The organism is Barnesiella sp. An22 (genome assembly GCF_963931395.1).
Taxonomy (GTDB): domain Bacteria; phylum Bacteroidota; class Bacteroidia; order Bacteroidales; family Barnesiellaceae; genus Barnesiella; species Barnesiella merdigallinarum.
In genome coordinates this window covers 1,448,051-1,464,979 of sequence record NZ_OZ007014.1, presented here as the reverse complement: position 1 = coordinate 1,464,979, position 16,929 = coordinate 1,448,051, and the positions used below count along the sequence as shown (strand labels likewise).

Below are 16,929 nucleotides of genomic sequence, written 5' to 3'. Positions count from 1 at the left end.
CACAACTCTTTTTGTATCTTTGTAGTGTTAGGATACGGCTTGGCAAAAACTCAAACCAGTTTGGTTCCTTGTTCTCGACTTTCACTATCTTTACAAAAATTTACAAGCAAGCGAATACCCCGATATGATTACCGGCGAAATAAAACAAAAGGTAGATGCCGTATGGCAGACATTCTGGAATAACGGATTCACCCAACCGTCGGCCATCTTCGAGCAGATGACCTATCTGCTCTTTATGAAGATGCTCGACGAAAGGCAACAGAGCAAGGAACTTATCGCCAGCCTCACCGGCGACACACTGGTCAACCCCACCTTCCCCGACGGGCTGTGGCACAACCCCACGACCGACCAGGAGGTGCCCTACCGCGAGATGCGCTGGCACGTGTTCAAAGAGATGGCCCCCGACAAGATGCTCAACCGGGTGCGCAACGACGTGTTCATCTTCCTGCGGCACATCGGCGGCATAGGGTCGGCCTACAGCCGGGCCATGGAGGATACCGTTTTTCAAATCAATAACGCCCGGCTGCTGTCGAGGGTTGTCGAGGGCATCGAGGAGATTGCCTCCGACGGGGCCGACATGATGGGCGACGTCTACGAATACATGCTCAGCAAGATGGCCGCCTCGGGCACCAACGGGCAGTTCCGCACGCCGCGCCACATCATCCGCCTCATGGTAGAGCTCATGCGACCCACGCTCGACGACACCATCTGCGACCCCGCCATGGGCTCGGCCGGGTTCCTCATGGAGGCCGCCCGCTATATCGAGGAGCACCAGCGCGACCAGTTGCTCAACATCGACCTGCAACAGCGCTTCCGCCGCGAGATATTCCACGGCTCCGACTCCGACGCCTCCATGCTGCGCATCGGCTGCATGAACATGATGCTGCACGACGTCGACGAGCCGCAACTCTACTACCGCAACTCGCTCTCCGACGAAAACAACGATACCAACCGCTACACCCTCTGCCTGGCCAATCCCCCCTTTGCCGGCAGTCTCGACCAGGACGACATAGCCCACTCGCTGCGGGCTGCCGTCAAGACCAAAAAGACCGAGCTGCTCTTCCTGGCCCTGATGATGCGCATGCTGCAAACCGGCGGCCGATGCGCCTCGATTGTGCCCGACACCGTGCTCACGGGCGATGCCCAGGCCTACAAGACCATACGCTCGGCGCTGGTCGACAACCACTGCCTGCAAGCCGTCATCGCCATGCCCAGCGGGGTGTTCCAGCCATACAGCGGGGTATCGACGGCCATCGTCATCTTCACCAAGACCGGCACCGGCGGCACCGACCGGGTGTGGTTCTACGACATGCGGGCCGACGGTTTTTCGCTCACCACCCAGCGCACCCCCACACCCAAACAGAACGACATACCCGATATTGTGGAGCGCTACCACCACCTCGACCGCGAGGCCGGCCGCAGCCGCAAGGAGCAGTCGTTTCTGGTGCCGGCCGACGAGATACGCGAAAATGGATACGACCTCAGCTACAAACGCTACCACGAGGTCGAGCGACAGGCCATCGTCTACGATGCCCCCGAGACCATTATCGCCCGTATGGAAGAGCGGCAGAAGGCCATAGACCAGGCCTTTGCCGAATTCAAAAAACTGCTAAACTCGTAAGGCCATGAAGGTGGATAAAACGAAATGGGAAAAGAAAACTCTTGGGGAGATTTGTTATATATATGATTCTCAAAGGAAACCTGTATCAAAAGAGAATCGCATTAAAGGAATATATCCATACTATGGAGCAACTGGATTACAAGATTATGTCCATGATTATATTTTTGATGGGCGTTATCTTTTACTTGGAGAAGATGGAGGTAAATGGAATGCAAAAGAAAATTCCGCATACATTGTAGAAGGGAAAATTTGGGTTAATAACCATGCCCACATATTACAATTTAAGAATAATATTATTGATTCTTATATTTGCTATTATCTAAACTATTCGGATTTAATGGAGTATATCACAGGAAGTATTGTTCCAAAACTTACTCAAGCCAAAATGAGAAAGATTGAAATTCCTATTCCTCCATTAACTGAGCAACGGGCCATTGCGACCGAACTGGATGCCGTGCAAAAGATGATAGAGGGATACAAAGCCCAACTGGCCGACCTCGATACGTTGGGCCAGTCCATCTTCCTCGATATGTTTGGCGATGTAGTTAACAATGAAAGAAAATGGAATTTTGTAAAATTTGGCTCCCTTACATCCAGCATAAACTATGGAACAAGCGCTCCAGCAGTAGACGGAGGAAAATACAAATATCTACGTATGGGCAATATCACAGATAATGGACACCTTGATTTCCAGGATATAAAATACATAGATATACCAGATAATGAAATAGCAAAGTATATTGTTCATAAAGGAGATATACTTTTCAACAGAACTAATTCCAGAGAAAAGGTAGGTAAAACTGCTTGTTTTATGGAAGAAGAGGAAATGATAATTGCAGGGTATATTATACGTATAAGACTTAATGAAGAAAAATCTTTACCTTTATACATAGCACAGGCTTTTAATACACCCGAAATGAAATCTTATCTTAGACGATTAGCCCGAGGCAGCGTTGGACAAGCAAATATAAATTCGAAAGAACTTTCAGATATTAAAATATCCGTTCCTCCCCTCCCGCTTCAGCAGCAATTTGCCGAGCGGGTCGAGGCCATCGAGCGGCAAAAAGAGCTGTTGCAGGCCCAGCTGGCCGAGGCTCAAACCCTGATGGCCGAGCGCATGCAATACTACTTCGACTAACCGGAACAAGACTACCATGAAACAGCGATGAAAAGGAATTTCGACATCATCAAAGAGATAGCAGGGCTGGGTACCGTATACCGCTACTGTGCCACGGCCGAAAACTTCCAGGCGACAGAGCCCGTCATCTCGGCACAGAATGCCCGTCTGGCTCTCGAGACGCTGGTCAAGACCATCTACCGCCTGAAGGGGTGGCCTACGGGCGAGCGCACCTCGCTGCTCACGCTCACCACCGACGAGCGGTTTGTCGCCTTTATCGACAGCCCCGACCTGATGCGGCGCATACACTACGTGCGCAAGATAGGCAACAATGCCGCCCATGCGGGCGACGGGTTTGTGGGTCGCCGCGAGTCGTTTTTTGCGGTGCTCAACCTCTACTACATCGTGGGCTCCATAGCGCTGGCCTGGCAGTTGATAGAGCATCTGCCCGACTTCGACAAGGGACTGATACCCCAGTCGGTACCCCCGGCCGGTATGGCCGCCGTGCCACAGCCCGAGCAGATAAACGCCCTCACGACCGAGGCGGCCGAAGCGGCGGCCGAGGCGGTAGAGGAGCACTCGACGGCCCAACCGGCCACGGTACAGGCGCAGCCGGTTGTGAACGACCTGTCGGAGGCCGAGACGCGCCGCCTGTACATAGACCTGCTGCTGCGCGAGGCCGGCTGGAAGGTAGCCGAACAGGAGGGCCAGGTGGTGCCCCGCCAGGCGGGAATAGAGATCGAGGTGCAGGGCATGCCCTCGGCAAGCGGCGAGGGTTATGCCGACTACGTGCTGTTCGATGCCGACGGCACCCCGCTGGCCGTGGTCGAGGCCAAGCGCACGAGTGTCGATGCCCAGCAGGGACGGCACCAGGCCGAGCTCTATGCCGACTGTCTGGCTGCCCGCCATGCCTGTGCACGGCCCGTCATCTACTATACCAACGGTTTCGAAACCCACGTAATCGACGGCATAGGCTACCCGCCCCGCCGGGTGATGGGGTTCCACTCTATCGACGAGCTGCGCCGGCTGATTGCCCAGCGCCACCGCAACGACATTACCGACCTGAACATATCGGACACGATTACCGACCGCAACTACCAGAAACGGATGATTTACTCGGTATGCAAGCACTACAACGAGAAGCACCGGCGGGCCCTGCTGGTGATGGCTACCGGCACGGGCAAGACACGGGTGAGCATATCGCTGGTCGACGTGCTGGTGCGCAACGGCTGGGTGAAAAACGTGCTCTTCCTGGCCGACCGCATAGAGCTGGTGAACCAGGCCAAGAAAAACTATACGCGACTGCTGCCGTCGATGACGGTGAGCTCGCTGCGCGACGACGATGCCGACCTCTCGGCCCGCATCCTCTTCTCGACCTACCAGACGATGATAGGCCATCTGGACCGCGACTCGAAGACATTCACCCAGGGACGATTCGACCTGATTATCATCGACGAGGCACACCGCAGCGTGTTCGGCAAATACGGGGCCATATTCGACTACTTCGACGGCCTGCTGCTGGGCCTCACCGCTACCCCGCGCGACGAGGTGGACCGCTCGACCTACGAACTGTTCGGCATGGAACAGGGCGAGCCCACCGACAGCTACGAATATGACGAGGCGGTGACCGACGGCTATCTGACCCCCTTCACGGTCATCCGCGACAACTCGAAGATTCTGACCGAGGGCATCGCCCCCCAGCAGCTCACGCCCGACGAACGGCGGGAGCTCGAGGCGATTTTCGAGTACGAGAAGATGATGGCCGGCCTGGAACCGGGCGAACCGTACAGCCGCACGATAGGCGCGGCCGAGATATTCAAATACATATTCAACGTCGATACCGTAGACCATGTGCTCACCCGGCTGATGACCGACGGCATACGCCTCGACGAGGGCATGCGGGTGGGCAAGAGCATCGTCTTTGCCTACAACCACAAGCACGCCCAGCTCATTGCCGAGCGCTTTGCCGCCCTCTATCCCGACCTGGGCCCCGACTTCTGCCGGGTAATCGACAACTACGAGAAATATGCCTCGGACCTCATCGACCGGTTTGCCGACCGCGAGAAGCTGCCCCAGATAGCCGTGTCGGTCGACATGCTCGACACGGGCATCGATGTGCCCGAGGTAGTAAACCTGGTCTTCTTCAAACCCATCCACTCGAAAATCAAGTTTTGGCAGATGATAGGCCGGGGCACCCGCCTGTGTGCCGACCTGTTCGGGCCGGGCCAGGACAAGAAGGAGTTCCTGATTTTCGACTTCTACCGCAACTTCGAATACTTCGAGATGAACCCCGAGGGGGCGCGGCCCAAGCCGGCGCAATCGGTCGTAGGGATTTTGTTCGGGCTGCGGGTCGACATCAAGTTTGCCTTGCAGGATGCCACCTATCAGGCCCTGGAGGAGACCAAGGCTTTTCACGACCGCTTGTGCGAAATCTTGCACGAACAGATAGCGGGGCTGAACCGGAGCCGGCTGGATGTGAGACGGCAGATGCGGGAGGTCGAGACCTATGCGCGGCCCGAGGCGATGGCCTGCCTGTCGCTGGGCGACGTGATGGCACTGAAGAACCACATAGCCCCCCTGTTCCAGAACGCGACGAGCGATGTGGCGGCGTTGAAATTCGACGCCCTCGTGCTGAAATCGCAACTGTCGCTGGTCGACGAGACGGTAAATGCCTCATCGACCGAACGGCGCATTACCGAGATAGCCCGCTACCTCAAGGAGAAAAAGGGCTCTATTCCCCAGGTGACGGCCAAGATGGCGACACTGGACGAGGTGCTGTCGCCGCACTTCTGGGCATCGAAGAGTGTGGAGTCGCTCGAGCGCATCCGCATCGAACTGCGCGACCTGGTGCAGTATCTCGACGGCGGTCAGGCGGGACAGACTTTCACCATCAATATCGGCGACACCTTTGCAGAGGACAAGGCACAGGTGAAGATTACCCCCATACGCACCTACCGCCGCCGGGTCGAGGAGTACCTGAAGGAGCACCTGGCCGACGACACGGCCTTGCAGAAGATTTACCATCTGGAGCCGCTCACCGGCAGCGACATTGCCCGTCTGGAGCAGATATTCTGGGAGGAGCTGGGTTCGCGCGAAGAGTTTGACGCACAAACCCACTCCAAACCGTACCAGCACAGCGTAGCGGCATTCATCCGGTCGATTATCGGGGTCGAGCAGGAGGTGGCTCTGGCAAAGTACCGGGAACTGATTCACGGGGCCGAACTCACCCGCCTGCAAGAGGAGTATCTGCGCAAGCTCATCCGCTATGTGAGCGAGAACGGCGACATTGCTACCGTGGTGCTGCAACAGAAACCTTTCGACCAGTTCACCACAATATTCCGCGACAGTTCCAAGGCACTGATTGATTATGTGCGCCTCATCAGCCGGGTAATCGCCGCTTAGGCAATGCCGGCACACCAATACCCCACCCTCAAAGACAGACCAAGGGGGCACCCGGCCAGCCGGATACCCCCTTGCTATGAGGTTGCGACAGCGAATCAGCGATTGAGGTAGACAATCTTGTCGGCCTTGCGAGAGCCGTCGGTATAGACAGTAACCTTGATGACCAGGCTACCTTCTTGCGGCTCGGCAAGTTTGCGACCATCGATGGCATAGTAGTCGATGTGCGAAACCTCTTTTTCGACATTAGTCATGGAGGGAGCCTCGATAGCCGAGATGTCGGTCTTGGAGACGTCGTAAGTCACGTTTACCGTTTTGACAAACTCGTAGAACTGATTCTCATCGACCATGATGCCGCTCTCGCTATATTTGGCTACCCAAATAGCCATGGGGTCGATGGCGATTTCGCCTTTTTCGAGGTCGATCGAGGCACGCACCTTGCCATAGTTATTGGTTCCGGAATAGGCTACTTTGGTGGGCATATTGGTATCTTCGTCATACTCGCAGCCAGTGAGGATACGGTAATTCCCATCATTGGCCTGCCCGGTGAGAGTATGGCCAAACCACACTTTACCGGCTGTGCGATCGATGGTTCCGCTCAGGTGCACGCCATAGCCATACTGGTCGGCCTGCAAAATGTTGTAAATATCGATGTTATTGCCCGAGATGGTGACGTAGGAAGGACGTGATTCGATATACTCGTCCTGTTCATCGGCTGTTCCTACATATGAGGTATTGTTGGTAGTCCCATTGCAACGAGCAATGCGCGAGCCGCTGGAGAAAACGGACATTTGCATTTCTTCTCCTTGTATGGCCACAAGCATCAAATCGGAATTACACTCCCAAACGTTGTTGCCGATATATTTGTATTCGATGGGGCGCATGATTACCTCTTCGTCCTCGGTATTCCAGGGATAGAGATAAATCAAATAGGATCCAAAGAAATCGAACACAGGGGTCCCGGCGGGGATACTTATCTTGCCGGTCGTCTCGCTATACTCGGCTTTGAAATCGAGGCAGTTTCTCATATAAAATCCGCTGAGTGTAATCGAGTCGTTGTCAGCCGGCTCGATGGTGAACGGCTTCATCGACGCGAGGCTTTTCACGCCATTATAGGATTGTGAATTTAAAACGATGAAATCGCCTGTCATTTCACTCATCGAGGGGACTGTCGTTGTTTCTTGTGCGCAAACCGAAGCTGCGGCAGCCACTGCCGTGGCCAGTAAAAAATGCTTTACCATTGTCTGTTTTTCTTATTTATTGAATAATTATTTTTTTGACCATTGTTTGTGTGTTGTCGCCCGAGAGTTGCAGCAGGTATACACCGGCAGCGGCTCCGTCGAGGGAGAGTGTCAGCTCTTCGCCGGCACAGGCGTTGCCCACGGTTTGGGCCGCCACGCAGGCTCCCTGCAGGTTGTAAAGACGCAGACCGATGTGGCTGTCGGCATAGCCCATGAGCACACGCACCTGGTTGCCGTCGGCGATGACGATGTGGGCATTTGAGGTGCGATTGGGGTCGATGCCGCTCTCGTAACGGATACACTCTTTGATACCTGCATAAGCATCGATTTTACCATAGCCCCAAAGATTGGACCCACCATCGATTGTGCCGGTAAAATCGTCCTGACGGGAGGTTTTCTGCAAAATCTCACGGGCTATCTCGGGAGTCAGGCCGGGGAAGGCTTGCAGCCAGGTAGCCATGACTCCGGTGATGAAGGGCGATGCCATCGAGGTACCCTGCATATAGCCGAACTCATATTTCTTGTCGTTCCATGTAACGCTGCTGTACTTGAGCTTGCTACCCGTGTAGTAGCTCGAGAGCGACGAGATGATGTAGGTACCGGGGGCGGCAATGTCGGGTTTCACACGACCGTCGGCCGTGGGACCCTTGCTCGAGAAGGAGGCCAGGGCGTCTAACGTCTCGCCCGAATAGGAGGGTATGCCGTATTGCGTGCAGTGGTCGCGAGAGACATAAGCCCCTACCGAGATGATGCGTTTGCCGGTGCCGCCCAGCTCGTCCATGGACGACTGGTCGTTGCCGTCGAGGAATCCGGGACGGTCGTAGCTGCTGAGCGAAGTGGTGAACTCGTCGGTCCACAGGTGTATCGTGCCGGGATTGGACGAGATGATGTAGAAGCCGCGGTCGTAGCCCTCGGTGATGGAGTAAAAGTCGGGAGCGAGAATGAGGTGGGTTTTCCCGTTGACGGGATTGATTTCACCCTCGACGCCCAGACTGCCCCACACGCCGTCGTCCTGATAGCTGAAACTATATACCTTATTGTCGCACTGGGTCGCGCTGAACCGGGCCGGTTCGTAAACTTTCTGCAATTTGTTTTCCCCGGCATTGTAAGTAATGGGGACAAAGGTAATATCCATACCGGCATCGCCCCACACCTCGACGGTACCATACTGCCCGTCGATATAGTTGAAGTCGAAGAATGTGGCCAGCGTGTCGGGCTCATTGCCTTCGAAGGTCTTGCTCACGTGGTATTTCGTACCGCCGCTGTTGCCGCTGGAACCTACCAGCAGGCGGCCCGGGCCTTGCAGCTCGTCGGCCAGGCGGTCGAAGGTAGAGGAGCCGTCGCGCGGTCCCCAGTAGGAACCCAGGCTCAGGTTCACCACGCAGGGTTTGCCTACCGACTGGGCATAGTCGAAGATGTATTTCACACCGTCGATGATGGCCGTGTTGTCGCCCGTGTACATATCCTTGCTGTTGTACGAAACCAATGCAATGTCGGCATCGGTAGCTACACCGTAGAGACCTTTGTTGTCGGTATTGTCGGCACCGGCAGCGATACCCAGCACGTGGGTGCCGTGGGTGGTCTGGTCGGTATCGTACCCCTTGGCGAGAATGGCCTCGGCAGTGGTGTATTCACAACCGTAGTCGAAACCTTCGGGGGCCGTGCCCGAGGCGTTCTGATCCCACACCCGCTTGATGCGCAACTCGCTCTTGTCGCGGGTATAGAAATCGGGGTGCGTATAGTCGAAACCGTTGTCGACCACACCGACTACTACCCCACTGCCCCGGTATTCCTGGGGAAGCGATACGCCGGTTTGTACGTCGTCGACGAGGGCATCCTTGCGGGCCTCGTTGAGTCTCGGCTTGACGGGCGTTCCCATCTCGACATATTTCACTCCCTCGAGAGCGGCTACCTGGTCCAGGGCCTCGAAGGGAATATCGGCCGTGAGTATCTGACCGATGACCGAGCGAACCTCTACACCGCAAGGGGTGAGGATGTCGGGGGTATACCCTTCGTTCAAGTGAATGAAGGCCGGGATGACCAGTTGGCCCCGCGTATTGAGTTTCTTCTGGAGCAGAGCATTGCCCTGTTTCCGGCTCTCGGCCAATTTCTCCTTCTGGATACGCTCGACATAATGTCGCGTGTATGGGGACAATTTGGATTGCCCCCATACCGATACTGACATTATAGCGAGCAGCGTCGCTATAAATAGTTTCTTCATGTTGATTTGCAATTAAGACTTACCGAACAATAATCTTTTGAACCGAGTCATTGCTCTTGACTATATAGATACCGGGATAAAGCGAACGCTCATAAACCGTCTCGGTAAACGAGTCGACAAGCATACCGCCGGCGCTGTAAATTGCAACGGCCCGCCCATCGGGATTGTCCACTCTCACGCTGTTCTTTCCTGTTGTAATCACGAGCTTGCTGTCTTCGCCCTTCACGGTTTCGATACCCGACGGTGCATCGAGACGAATATCGAATACGCGGAGATACTCATGGAATTTCTCGGAGGTCACGTGGAACGCATAGTAGTAAACGCCATCTTCGTCGACCGTGATAGGTACTTTATATTCGGTTACCGGATTATCTTCGCCGACACTGGGTACCTCGGGAATATCGAGCAGCTGCTTGGTCTGCTCTTCGGGAGTGCGGCCTTTGCCGAATGTTATCTCCATCGACTCGGGATATTCGGCCATCGACGAATAGGCTTTGAACAGCAAGGTATAGTTTACGCCCTTCTTATAATTGATGGGAGGAGCAATCAGCCAGTCATCGGCAGCCTGCGTTTCGTTATAGATATACATGGCAGCGCCGATGCTCTTATCGAAATTCCAGCAGTAGCCGTCACCGTTCGAATCGATCAGCGTATAGTAGCTAAACATATCGTTCGGTTCGGAGAACAGTCCGCCATAAGGAGGATTGAGAGGCAAGCCGAGCACAAGATCTTCGGAGAATGAATAGCCACCGTCTTCGCCCTCATAGGTCGAGACTACGAAATATCTGTAATAATTCATGTCGGCGGGGTGCGTCTCGGTAAAGGTGCACTCTTTAAGATTCTCGGCTACCACGCTATTGGTACCCTGGTAGTAACCGGTTTGTTTAATTACTCTGTAACGAATGTTGTCTTTGTCGATAATAGCACCGTTCATGCCTGTGGTAGGAGCTTCCCAGGTAAGCGTGGTCGTGAGGTCCTCATAAGAGAGTTTTACGTTGGTAGGAGCAGCAGGCAGGTCATAACCGGCATAGAATGTCCGTTGGATAGTGGGCCCTGATCCCTTTTCGTTCGACAAGGTAATCGATACGGTGTGATTGTCGTTCAGCAAGGCAAGCTCCTCGCTCTTGAATAATGTGCCGGCTTGAGCCGTAGCGTCGACAAGCACCTTGTCGCCCTCGACAACCTTTATCTTCAAGTTGGAGTCGGTGAAGGGGTTGCCTCTATAATCGTTCTCGGGCAACCGGAATTGAATAGAGCCGCTTGCCGACCCCTCTTCGGGGGTTACATATTCAAAATCAGAGATAATGCCCGGTGCTCCGTTGTTGGGTTCTTTGAACCAAGCGCCGCTCACTTGATAGCAACGACTCAAATAAGAGACCATGGTAGCCTCGGCATTCGTGAGGTTCACCTCGAAGATGGGCGAATACTCGCTGTCCAGCTTGTAGCTGTTGCTTTCGAGTATCCAATAGGCCTTGCCCGTAGAGCGGTTGAGGAACATGGCCTGTTCGGTTGCGCTATTAAACAGATAGTCATCCGGGCCGAGCAGGTTCTTGGCGGTAATGTCTCTTACCTTCACGGCCAGGCCATCGGTCTTCCTGATTTTATAGAGGCTCGATACGCCCGAATCGATTACGATACTGTAAAGCATACCGTTGTTTGTCGAGACCAGAGTTTTAAAGCGCAGATTGCGATCAAAGTTGTCGCCTACCCGGGTCATATCGCCGGTCACGGGATCGATTTCGACCAAATGAGAATCGGTAAAATCGACAACAATACCATAGATTTTGTCGTTGGTTATATCGTAGGCCAGCGAGGTAGTGGTGCACTCGCAGTTGTCGGGCAACACCTTTTCGGAAAGCACCTCATAGGTTTCGGCATCGAGAATGGTCCACACCGGTTTTTGGGTAGACAGGCTGGCCTCGTCGTTGTATACGTTGCAATAGATTTTACCTTCGTGATATACACCGCCACCTGCAATATACCGACTGAACAAGACTCCGTTATCGTCGGGTTTGAACTGTTGGTCATACCCGAACTTGTACATACCCGGAGTCATCTCGTCGATTTGATTGATTGCCGAGAAGGTCACTATACCATACATCTCGACACCCTCCATGGCGATTCGCTGATTATACTCCTGAGCGACAGCCATATTCACACTACCCAAAAGCAATGCGGCCGACCACAGGAAACCTTTAAATAAGTTTTTCTTCATAGTTATATTAGTAAATAAGGCACTGCCCCTTGACAGGAGCAGTGCCATTGTTGATGGGTTTTATTTCTTAATCACTTTCAGCGTGAGAGTATTGCCTTCGCCGGTTACAGCTTTCACGATATAGGCACCGCGATTGAGACCGTTCAAGGCAATCATGCCGTCGGCATTGTCGGCATTCATTACCAACTGGCCTTGCATGTTGAATACCGAAACACTTTCTACATTTTCGGGAACATACAGCATGGCAGTCGATTGAGCATAGTACATGTTGCTGTTTTCAACAAGTTCGTCGATGCCCATGCCATCTGCTTCTTCGATTTTGAAATCGTCGATAGCAATGATACCGGCATTTGCCGTAACAGCAGCAAACCTGAAATAGAGGCAGTACTCCATGGTGTAATCCGGAGTGTATTTCACCGAGAACTTGGTCCACTCGGTTACCGGCTCGAGAATGGTTTGGATTACCGGCAGCTCGATACCGCTATCTTCTTGCGTATAGGCCACCTCTACTTGGGCGCCGGTGATGTTCTCGCCATTGCCGGGCATATACAAGTAGTAGGAGATTTCGTAGGTCTTACCCGCTTCGAGCGAGAAATAAGGCGTATACAGAAGCTCGTCTCTTGCACCCAAAGTGTACTCGTTGGCGACAACAGCATATTCGCCCGAGTGAGCAGCCACGGTATTTTCGGGCATGGTAGTTACCCGGAAGAGAGCAGAGCTCGAGGTGCGGCAACCCCACTTGTTGGTGAAATTCGTATCGTCGACATCCGTGCGGTTTTCGAAATCCTCTTCATAGGGGAGTTCTACCGGCTCGTCCTTGGTCATCAGGCGGTATACCTTGAAGCTCTTCACCTGAACCTTCGAACCGTTTTCGCTCTCGACATGGATACCGAAATAGTTGCTTTCGTCCTCGGGGAGGAAAGTACCACCGACTTCCATCAAGGCATAGTTGCTCAATATGACATTGTCGAAGCTGTAAATTACCTCGGTCTGATCTTTCACACTCGAACCGTTACCGCGGGTGAAAGTAACATCGGCATATTGGTCGACATCGGTCATAAACTCGCACAATACATAGTACGATTTGCCCGGCTTCAAAGTAAGTTCGGGCGAGATGAGCCACTCGTCTTTGCCGGTGGTTACCATCTGGCCACCCTCGGCAGCCCAAGTCTTGCTGTCGTTGTCATTGTCGACAGCGGTCCAGCCGTTATCGCCCTCGACAAAGTCGAAGATTTGGATTTGTTCTTTCAGGTAGCCGAAGGTGAAGCTGCTGAGCGAAACCACGGCAGTCGTGGCAGGGCCGGCCTCGGTATCGATGCAAGGCACAAATTTATAAATCTTTTGGCCTGTGAATTTATCAAAGTCGGCATAAGTATAGGTAAACGACATGGGGATACCCGTTTCGGCATCGACCGTACTTGCGTCGGGCATAACCACCGTAGGCTCGGCAATGAGTTCGGTGCCGTCATAAATTTGAGTCTTTATGACAGAACCCTTTTGTATCGTTTCGCCGTCGACATCGACAAGGGGGTGATTCCAGCTGAAGATTATGCTTTGATTGGAGCTGATGACCATAGCCCGGGCATTCATGACAGCTGCCGGCTTCACAGGTTCAATCTCAACGATTTGGTCTACGGCAAAATCGTCAATCTTAATATCGACATCGCTGGCACCATCGCTCGTGACTTTGATTACGAAGCAATACTCGGCAGCCTCATCGACGGTAAGGTCGAAGCTCTTTTCTTCCCAGCTGGTCATGCCGGTCTGACTATTCACCTCGAAGACGGGCTCGCCCACGATGCTCTCTTGATTTTGATCCGTAGCTTTGTAAATGGCAATAGAATTATTGGCTTTCCCGCTCAACTGGAACATATTGAACTGGAAGCTAACCGTGTAGACATTACCCGGTTCGAACGAGAACTTGGGCGTATAGGCCACCTCTTCCCGTGCCTCGGGAGCATTGCCCTTAACCATCAAGGCATTGGGCCGCGAATAGGCGTTCATATAAATCGTAGCAGCCTGAGAGACATTGCGCACATAGAAACCAAGCTCATCGCTGCTGCGTTCTACTCTCCAACCGGTGGGTATTTCGGTATTTTTGTCGAAATTCTCGAAATAGGGAAGCTCCATCACCGGTGCCTCTTGATACTCTTGAATGTAGCATACGTTTACATTTCTCACACGCATACCGTTTTCTATATTACCGGCTTGGAAACCTATATAATAGGTACCGGCGGTCTCTACACTGAACTGCGGCGTGCTCGTGCTTACGAACCCGTTGTAGTAAATGTTGTTGAGCGACAGAAGCTCGGTATCCATGTTATCGGCGTTTTGAGCATCGCCCAACCATACTTGGAGGTTGCCTGCAAACGCTTCACTTGTAGCTACATCGAATTTAACGACATAACGCTTGCCCGGTTCGAGTTGTACACCCGGGGTAATGGCCCAGTCGTTGTGGTCGCCCGAGCTGGTCGTAGGAATGGTGATAGCCGAGGCCGAATAGTTCCACGTGCCACCGCCGTCCTTATTTTCGATAACCCATTTTGCAAAATCGTCGGCCGTATCCAAAGGTATATCCTGCAACAGAATTGCCTCGCCATTGATATCGTCGAGGTTGATGCTTGCTTCGACAGGCAACGATTCTATGTCGTTAATCGAAGCTACGACACGATACAGAGCCATACCGCCAAATTTGGCAGGAGAATAGGTGTAGGTATCTTTTTCACCGACAGCGCGGTCTTCCAAGGTAGCCACCTTAACACCGTTTTCATAAATCGTGATATCGAGAGTTTCGATAATAGGAGCTTCGGTGACATCGAACGCGGGGTTGGTCCAGTTCAAGGTTACCGTTTGCTCTTTATGATTGGAAGAAACTCTCAAACCGTCTACCGGTTGGGGCTTGGCTTTCGAGGTTTGCGATACCGAAATCTTATCCAACGAAATGATACCGTTGGGATTGGCCGTCGTCAGGTTGAAACCTATATACACATTGCCCGACTGGCTGCAAGTCAAACGAATCACTTTGTCTACCGACCCGCTGCCCAAATTGATGCTTTCGGTCGTGAGGCTGTTGGTCATGCCTGCGGCCGTAGGAGTAGTACCCCATTTGATAACAACCTCGTCGGCATCGAATGCACCGGCTTGCGAGAGGGTGTAACGAATCACGTAGTCGTTGCCGGCAACCATATTCAAGGCCGGCGTGATGAGCCAGTCGTTGGCTTCGCCTATGGCCATGTTGCCATTATATGCAGGACCGGCATAACCTTCTTCCATGGCCCATTTCACATTATCGGTGTTGCTATCGATGACAGTCCAGCCATTAAGAGGCTCGCTCTCGTCAAACCGGGTCGAATAAATTTCGTTCTCCTCGGGCATTACCTCTACATATTTATCTATGGCAAACGATTGTATCATCAGAGTATTTCCACCCGTAGTCGATGTGTTATGGAACGAGAAATAGTAGTTGCCACTCGATGTCGGGGTAAAGATAATTTCCTCTATGTTTTCTCCTATTTGGTCAAAGTCAAGCTGTTTGATGGGCTGCATTTGAGCCTTATCGGTACCTTGTGTAAGGGTAACGACATCGTAATCCTTGGGAGCACCGTCTATCGCAATATTGGTTGTAATCTTATAAGTTACACCACCCTCGAGAGTTACCTGCGGCGAGAAAAAATCGTCATCGTGCGATCCCATACCGAGCATAACGCCGAAGTCGCTCCATGGAGTCCAAGTCTGACCGTCATCGTTATTGTCGGCCGATGTCCAATTTTCAGAATTATTTAAAAAGTCGATGCTGTAAGGCACTTCTACGACAACCTCTTCGGGAGTCTCGCCCGAGTCATCGCCCTCATACAATTTGAACTCAAAAAGGAAACATGAGCTGTTGTACTGCGGGCTCGTGTTGTGAAATGCAAAATAGAAAGTTCCGCTCGAAGGTGCCTCGAACGGAGTTTTTTGGGCTGCGGGATACTGCGAAGTACCATCGAGGGTAATATCGCTCAATTTTACGAACGTGCTCATATCGCTGGCCGAGCTCGCATAACCGATAGAAAGGTTGCTGCCGTTCCCGTTAAATTCCATACAGGCATTGCTCTCAATCGTGTATACCTTACCAGCTTCGAGCGTAAACCCGGGCGACACATAATAGTCGTTACACTCCGACGCATAATCCATCATCATCATGACACTGCCATAATAGGTACCTCCAATATAGGCCCACCGGGCATTATATCCCCAGGTGGTACCCGGCGAGGTACTGTTATCGACCGCCGTCCAGCCTTCCTGGCTATCGCCAAAATTAATCGAATACGGCAACGCGGTCTGCGCTTTACCGACATTTACCCCCGCAAGGAGAATAAATGTAAACACTACAAGTATTAGTTTTCTCATATCAACTGTTATTAAGTTATATTGTATTCGCAAGTTATAAAAATTAAAAATATTGAATATCTCAATATTCATAAAAGCGATTCACTTTCATGCATATTGAAATTATATTCACTATTTTGCAAATTTAGAATCTCCTCTTTTCATATTTATAAGGATACGCTCTACACACTACACACTCTACGATATGCTATTTGTCTCTTCTATAAATGTCTATATTCATTAAGTCTCTCGCACCTTGCACACCTTGGAAGAATTTCGCTTTTACAACCAAACTCCCCCTCGACGAATGCACGAAAAATAACCAAACCTTCAACAGGAAACAAGAATACCTACTGCTACACTATACACCGATGCACACACCTGCCCATCACGACCCGCTAATGCCGCGACTCTCTTTCTATGAAACTGGTGTGCACTTTTTTCATTACGTCTCTCCTGCTCGATGTCATCATTATACCACTGCATCTTGCCGCCATTTTTATAGAAATCCATGCAAAGATATAACATTATTACAAAAATAAGCTATTAAGTCTACTAATTTTACAACGAAACTCAAAAAAAAGATAATATTCTGCTTTCGTTTTTTGCTCTACGGTCACATTTTTCCAAGAGGCTTTTGATTCTCTGTGCATGACAATAGACTCAGAGTCAACCCTTCAGGTCCAGACAGAGCTTCGGCGAACAATCTTTTCAACCCCGCTACAAGCACTTGAACCGGCTCTTGCA

7 protein-coding genes are annotated in these 16,929 nt (G+C 52.2%); 3 read left to right on the top strand and 4 right to left on the bottom strand.

The annotated features are described in order from the left end of the window. Positions 1-124 precede the first annotated feature (124 nt). From ABGT88_RS05910 to ABGT88_RS05900, 3 genes are read left to right on the top strand one after another with little or no spacing between them, the layout of a single operon-like run. Positions 125-1,621, top strand: coding sequence for a class I SAM-dependent DNA methyltransferase (locus ABGT88_RS05910; RefSeq protein ID WP_346700979.1), 1,497 nt, complete (start codon positions 125-127; stop codon positions 1,619-1,621). 4 nt (positions 1,622-1,625) lie between these two features. Next, positions 1,626-2,759, top strand: a complete 1,134-nt coding sequence (locus ABGT88_RS05905; RefSeq protein WP_346700977.1) for a restriction endonuclease subunit S — start codon at positions 1,626-1,628, stop codon at positions 2,757-2,759. A 27-nt stretch (positions 2,760-2,786) separates the two neighbouring features. Further along, positions 2,787-6,140: a DEAD/DEAH box helicase family protein gene (locus ABGT88_RS05900; RefSeq protein ID WP_346700975.1), complete on the top strand. Its 3,354-nt coding sequence runs from the start codon at positions 2,787-2,789 to the stop codon at positions 6,138-6,140. Positions 6,141-6,235: 95 nt separating this feature from the next. Here ABGT88_RS05900 and ABGT88_RS05895 read toward each other — a convergent pair whose 3' ends face one another. Genes ABGT88_RS05895 through ABGT88_RS05880 form a run of 4 tightly spaced genes read right to left on the bottom strand, consistent with a single transcriptional unit; the run spans position 6,236 to position 16,203 of the window. Next, positions 6,236-7,378: a hypothetical protein gene (locus ABGT88_RS05895; RefSeq protein WP_346700973.1), complete on the bottom strand. Its 1,143-nt coding sequence runs from the start codon at positions 7,376-7,378 to the stop codon at positions 6,236-6,238. Between the two features lie 16 nt (positions 7,379-7,394). Continuing rightward, positions 7,395-9,599 carry a S8 family peptidase gene (locus ABGT88_RS05890; RefSeq protein WP_346700971.1) on the bottom strand — a complete coding sequence of 735 codons (2,205 nt, stop codon included), beginning with the start codon at positions 9,597-9,599 and terminating at the stop codon, positions 7,395-7,397. Positions 9,600-9,618: 19 nt separating this feature from the next. Then, positions 9,619-11,814: a choice-of-anchor J domain-containing protein gene (locus tag ABGT88_RS05885; RefSeq protein ID WP_346700969.1), complete on the bottom strand. Its 2,196-nt coding sequence runs from the start codon at positions 11,812-11,814 to the stop codon at positions 9,619-9,621. 60 nt (positions 11,815-11,874) lie between these two features. Continuing rightward, positions 11,875-16,203 carry a T9SS-dependent choice-of-anchor J family protein gene (locus ABGT88_RS05880; RefSeq protein WP_346700967.1) on the bottom strand — a complete coding sequence of 1,443 codons (4,329 nt, stop codon included), beginning with the start codon at positions 16,201-16,203 and terminating at the stop codon, positions 11,875-11,877. Between the last annotated feature and the right edge of the window lie 726 nt (positions 16,204-16,929).